Raw genomic sequence first — 5838 nt, forward strand, 5'->3', positions numbered from 1 at the left:
CTGCCTTTCCACCCAAGGAACTGTCCTCCATGCCCCAGCCAACCCGTGGCGCCCTCGGCGAATTGTTCGCCCTGTTGAAACCCTTTCGGCTGATCGTCGCCGCGTCCATTTTCCTGGGCATGGTCGGAGGCTTGAGCGTCACGGTGTTGCTGGCGACCATCAACAACGCCCTGCATTCGGACACCGGCCTGACCCAAGGCGTTGTCGCGCTGTTCGCTGGGCTGTGCCTGCTGGCGCTGCTGAGTTCGATCTGTTCCGACATCGGCACCAACTACGTCGGCCAGCACATCATTGCCAAGCTACGGAAAGAGCTGGGCGAAAAAGTCCTGTCGGCACCCATCGAACAGATCGAGCGCTACCGCAGCCACCGACTGATTCCGGTGCTGACCCACGACGTCGACACCATCAGCGACTTCGCCTTCGCCTTCGCACCGCTGGCGATTTCAGTGACGGTGACCTTGGGTTGCATGGGTTATCTGGCCATTTTGTCGTGGCCGATGTTCCTGATCATGGTCGCGGCGATCCTGATCGGCACGGCGATTCAGGCCTACGCCCAGAGCAAAGGCGTGCTGGGTTTCATGGCCGCGCGCGAGGCCGAAGACGAACTGCAAAAGCACTACAACGCGATTGCCGAAGGTGCCAAGGAGTTGCGCATCCATCGCCCGCGCCGCCAGCGCATGTTTGTCTCGGGCATCAAGGCCACCGCCGAATTCATCTGCAATACACAAGTGCGTTCGATCAACACCTTCGTGATCGCCAAGACCTTTGGCTCGATGCTGTTCTTCGTGGTGATCGGCCTGGCGCTGGCCCTGCAAACCTTCTGGCCGAGTGCCGATAAAACCGTGATGAGCGGCTTTGTGCTGGTGCTGCTGTACATGAAAGGCCCGCTGGAACACTTGATCAGCACCCTGCCCATCGTCAGCCGTGCGCAGATTGCCTTCCGCCGCATCGCCGAACTGTCCGAGCAGTTTTCCACCCCCGAACCGCATCTGCTGCTGAGCGATCAAGGGCCGATCAAACAAGCCGTGCACGAACTGAAACTGGCCGATGTGCGTTTCACCTTCCCGGCCGTTGAAGGTGTGGCGCCGTTCCAGCTCGGGCCGGTCAACCTGACGATCAAGCAAGGCGACATCACCTTTATCGTCGGCGAGAACGGTTGCGGCAAGACCACGTTGATCAAGTTGCTGCTGGGTTTGTACACGCCACAGCAGGGTGAAATCCGCGTTAATGGCCAGACCATCGACGCACAGAATCGCGATGACTATCGCCAGTTGTTCACCACGATATTCGCCGACTACTACCTGTTCGATGACGTGGTCCAGGGCGACACGCACATTCCCGAAGACGCGAACACATACCTGCAACGGCTGGAGATCGCACACAAGGTCAGCGTCAAGGACGGCAGCTTCACCACCACCGATCTGTCCACCGGCCAGCGCAAACGCCTGGCGCTGGTCAACGCGTGGCTGGAGGAGCGTCCGGTGCTGGTGTTCGATGAATGGGCGGCCGACCAGGATCCGACCTTCCGCCGGATCTTCTACACCGAGCTGCTGCCGGACCTCAAACGCCTGGGCAAGACCATCATCGTGATTTCCCACGATGACCGTTATTTCGATGTTGCCGATCAGTTGGTGCGTATGGAAAGCGGTCGGGTGGTCACCGAGTTCGCGCCTGCCTGAAAAAAACTCTCTAGTCCAACGCACGCTTTGTAGCAGCTGGCGAAGCCTGCGTCCGGCTGCGTAGCAGTCGTCAATCCGTCTCGCGAGGTCTGGCTGATGCACCGTGAATTCTGATTTCACGACTGCTACGCAGCCGGACGCAGGCTTCGCCAGCTGCTACGGACCGCGTTGCAGCATCGCGGACTGGCACTTCCCTCCAATTCAATTTTTTTAAATTTATTTCCCAGGTTTCTTTCCGGTTTTGCCTCCGCGCCCCGTCTTAATAATCATTCTTATTAACAATAACTCTACACAACATTTTTTCAGGAGCTCAGGTAAGTAATGCGACCTCTACCACGCCGCACACCTCTCGCGTTGGCCGTACAGCGCCCGTCTTTGCATCGCACCCTGTTCACCAGCGTTCTGCTGACCGCCACCTTGCTGGGGAGCTCGATGGCCACTGCTGCACCTGTAAAAGTGAATGTTGCCGTCCAGCCGCTTTCCAACGCGCTGACCGAACTGGGCATGCAGACCAACCTGCAAATCCTCTACAGCCCGGATCAGGTGGCGGGCATCAAGTCTCACGCGGTATCCGGTTCACTGGAGCCGTCCGACGCCTTGAAAGCGCTGTTGCAAGGCACTGGCATTTCGTTCCAGATCAATGGCAATACCGTGACCCTCGTGTCTGGCGGCGGCTCGGGTCTGCAACTGGGTGCAACCACCATTTCCGGACAGGCCCTGGGCCTGACCACTGAAGACACCGGTTCATACACCACCGGCGCCACCACCACCGCGACCGGGCTGCCGCTGACCATTCGCGAAACCCCGCAAACGGTGACCGTGGTCACGCGTCAAATGATGGACGACCGTGGTGTGCAAAGCGTTGCCGACGCGTTACGCAACACGCCGGGTGTCACAACGCAGAAGTACGACAGTGACCGTACCGAGTTTTCCGCCCGCGGCTTTGCCATCACCAACTTTCAGTACGATGGCGTCAACATTCCCTACGACGGTGTCTACGGCGAAAACCCGAACAACGGCGACGACGCGGCCAGCCTCGACCACATCGAAGTCATCAAGGGCGCTACCGGCCTGATGACCGGCGCTGGCGACCCGTCCGCCACGGTCAACCTGATCCGCAAGAAGCCGACCAAGGACTTCAAGGCCTCGGTCAGCGCCACGGCCGGTTCCTGGGATAACTACCGTACAGAAGGCGACATTTCTGGCTCGCTGACCGATTCGGGCAACGTACGCGGTCGCTTTGTCGGCGCGTACCAGGACAAAGATTCGTATATGGATCACTACAGCCAGAAAAAAGACATCTACTACGGCATCCTCGAAGCCGATTTGACGGACGACACCTTGCTGACGTTCGGCGTCGACAAGTCCAGCATCACCCCGCGTGGCAGTTCCTGGACCGGTAATGCGCCGTACTTCACCGACGGCAGCCGTACCGACTTCTCGCGCAGTTTCAACCCGGGTGCCGACTGGAGCCGTCGTGATTTCGACAGCGTCACCTATTTCGCGTCGCTGGAACAAGCACTGGCCAACGGCTGGAAATTCAAGGCCAGCTTCGACCAGAAAACCACCGATCACGACACCCAACTGGCGTCGGCCAGCGGTGGCTCCGCCGACCCCGTTACCGGCGAGGGCAATTTCCTGTACTGGGGTCGCTGGGAAGGTCATCGCGTACAGAACTCCGGGGACGTCAACATCTCCGGGCCGTTTTCCCTGGGCGGTCGCGAGCATGAACTGGTGGCCGGCTTCATGGCTTCCCACTCGCGCCAGACGGGTGCAACCTACGACTCCAGCGCGTTTGAACTGGTGCCGGGCAGCATCTTTGACTGGGAAGGTCACCTGCCAAAACAGGAATTCCCGAAAAACGGCAAATACGAGCGCACCCAGAGCCAGAACGGACTTTACATGGCCACCCGCCTGCGTCCGACCGACGACCTGTCGTTCATCCTCGGCGGCCGCCTGAGCACCTTCAAGTACAACGAAGACTACACCTACTATCCGGATGCAAACCTGACCGACACCCACGCCAGCTATAAGGAACATGGCGTCGTCACGCCCTACGCCGGGGTGGTCTATGACCTGAACGATGTTTACTCGGTCTATGCCAGCTACACCAAGATCTACCAGCCGCAAATTTACCAGGACATCACTGGCAAGACCCTCGACCCGGTTGAAGGCGACAGCTACGAAACCGGCATCAAGGCGGCTTATTTCGAAGGCAAACTGAACGCCAGCCTTGCCCTGTTCCAGATTGACCAGGACAACGTTGCCCAGTACGTCACCACCGACGTCAACACCGGCCGGGACGTTTATGAAGCCATCTCTGGCGCCACCACCAAGGGTGTGGAACTGGAACTGGCCGGCGAACTGGCGAAGGACTGGAACGTATCGGCCGGCTACACCTACGCCCGTACTCGCGACAAGGATGAACAACGTATCTACGGTTTCCCGCTGGCCTCCAGCAAACCGGAACACGTGGTGCGTACGTTCACCACCTATCGCCTGCCTGGCACGCTGGACCAGTTCACCATCGGTGGTGGCGTCAGCTGGCAGAGCGCGTTTTACGGCCAGAGCTTCAGCCCGACCGCCGGCAACACCCTGCTCAAGCAAGGCGGCTACACCCTCGTGGACCTGATGACGCGCTACCAGTACGACGAGCACCTGAGCTTCACCGCCAATGCCAACAACGTCTTCGACAAGAAGTACATGTCGGGCCTGGGCAACTTCGGCACGACCTTCTACGGCGAGCCGCGTAATCTGCAGATCATGGCGAAGTACGATTTCTGAGGTGTAAGCTGAAATAAAAAAATGCCCGCGTCGTGAGGTGCGGGCATTTTTTTTGCCTGGCAGATGTGTGTTGGATGTCAGGCCGCCATCGCGAGCAGGCTCGCTCCCACAGGGGATCTGCGGTGTTCACGCGACCCTTGTGGGAGCGAGCCTGCTCGCGATAGCAATAGTGGCCGCACCAGAAAGTCCCCATGCCTGGCACAAAAAAACCGCCATCCCTAAACCAAGGAATGGCGGTTTTTTCAGTTCGGTTCAAACCCGAGAACGCACCCACCCCGCCACTTCCGAGTGAATCCCCGCAACCTCCGCCAACAACCCCGCCATGCGCATAAAGTCATGGGTCATGCCCGGTTGTTCCAGCAACGTCAGCTCATTCCCCGCCATACGCAGTCGATCGGCATACGCCAACCCTTCGTCATGCAACGGATCATGCCCCGCCAGGTATACCAACGCCGGGGCCAAACCCGACAGGTCCGCCGCCAGCAATGGCGAGCAGCGCCAGTCTGCGAGGTCCTGCGGCGTGCGCCCGTAGTGCGCGTAAAACCAGTCCAAAGTTGGTGTTTCCAGCAAATACCCCTCGGCGAAATCCCGATGCGAGGCGCGTTGGGTCGTCGCATCCGTCACCGGGTACAGCAACACTTGCGCCTTGGGTTTCAGCATCAGTTCCTCAGGCTCACGCACCGCCATGATCGACAACACCGTGGCCAGGGTCGCGCCCACGCTGTCGCCGACCAACGCCACCCGATTCGCGTCCAGCCCCCGCGCGGCGCCTTCACGCACCAGCCAGTTGCCGGCATCGCAAGCATCCTGCACCGGCGTCGGGAAACGCCACTCAGGCGCCGAACGATAATCCACCGTCAACAGGGCAAAACCACCCTGCGAGGCCAATCGCCGACACAGCGCATCATGGGAATCAAGGCTGCCGACGACATAACCGCCGCCATGGAAATACAACACCACCGGCTGCAATCCCTCGACCGCTTGCCCGTCGCGATACAAGCGCGCCGGCAGGCTATGACCGTCGCGCGCAGCAAGGGTGAAGTGTTCGCAGGAAACACTGTCCAGCGGCACATCGAGAAACCCCGACGATGCTTCAAAATCGATCCGCGCCTGTTGCGGCGACTGTTCATGCATCGCGCGACTTTTGCCGGTCATCCGGCCGAACTCGGCGAGTTCGAGAAATGCTTCCAGTTCTGGCAATACGGCCATGGGAAAATCCTTCTACTCAAATAGATCGATACAAAATCTTGAAACGAGCGGAGATTTTGTGGGAGCTGTCGAGTGAAACGAGGCTGCGATCTTTTGATGTTGATCTTAAAAAGATCGCAGCCTCGTTTCACTCGACAGCTCCTACAGGGGACCGTGGCGCTCCCGT

The 5838-nt window shown here is 59.3% G+C and carries 3 protein-coding genes; 2 read left to right on the plus strand and 1 reads right to left on the minus strand.

Annotation, left to right across the window (positions count from 1 at the left end; all coding sequences use genetic code 11):
• Positions 1-29 precede the first annotated feature (29 nt).
• The gene (locus PMI22_RS24340) at positions 30-1679 is read left to right on the plus strand and encodes a cyclic peptide export ABC transporter (RefSeq protein WP_007943437.1); all 1650 of its coding nucleotides are present in this window, start codon (positions 30-32) and stop codon (positions 1677-1679) included.
• A gap of 321 nt (positions 1680-2000) precedes the next feature.
• Positions 2001-4463 carry a TonB-dependent siderophore receptor gene (locus PMI22_RS24335; protein ID WP_007943438.1) on the plus strand — a complete coding sequence of 821 codons (2463 nt, stop codon included), beginning with the start codon at positions 2001-2003 and terminating at the stop codon, positions 4461-4463.
• A 252-nt stretch (positions 4464-4715) separates the two neighbouring features.
• Here the strand turns inward: PMI22_RS24335 and PMI22_RS24330 are convergent, their stop codons facing one another.
• On the minus strand, positions 4716-5672 hold the full coding sequence (locus PMI22_RS24330; RefSeq protein ID WP_007943439.1) for an alpha/beta hydrolase: 957 nt from the start codon (positions 5670-5672) through the stop codon (positions 4716-4718).
• Between the last annotated feature and the right edge of the window lie 166 nt (positions 5673-5838).

It is taken from the genome of Pseudomonas sp. GM21 (assembly GCF_000282215.1).
Classification (GTDB): Bacteria; Pseudomonadota; Gammaproteobacteria; order Pseudomonadales; family Pseudomonadaceae; genus Aquipseudomonas.

Coding starts and splice junctions, on each gene's coding strand:
- PMI22_RS24340 (WP_007943437.1), top strand. CDS start 30: ATGCCCCAGCCAACCCGTGGCGCCCTCGGCGAATTGTTCGCCCTGTTG.
- PMI22_RS24335 (WP_007943438.1), top strand. CDS start 2,001: ATGCGACCTCTACCACGCCGCACACCTCTCGCGTTGGCCGTACAGCGC.
- PMI22_RS24330 (WP_007943439.1), bottom strand. CDS start 5,672: ATGGCCGTATTGCCAGAACTGGAAGCATTTCTCGAACTCGCCGAGTTC.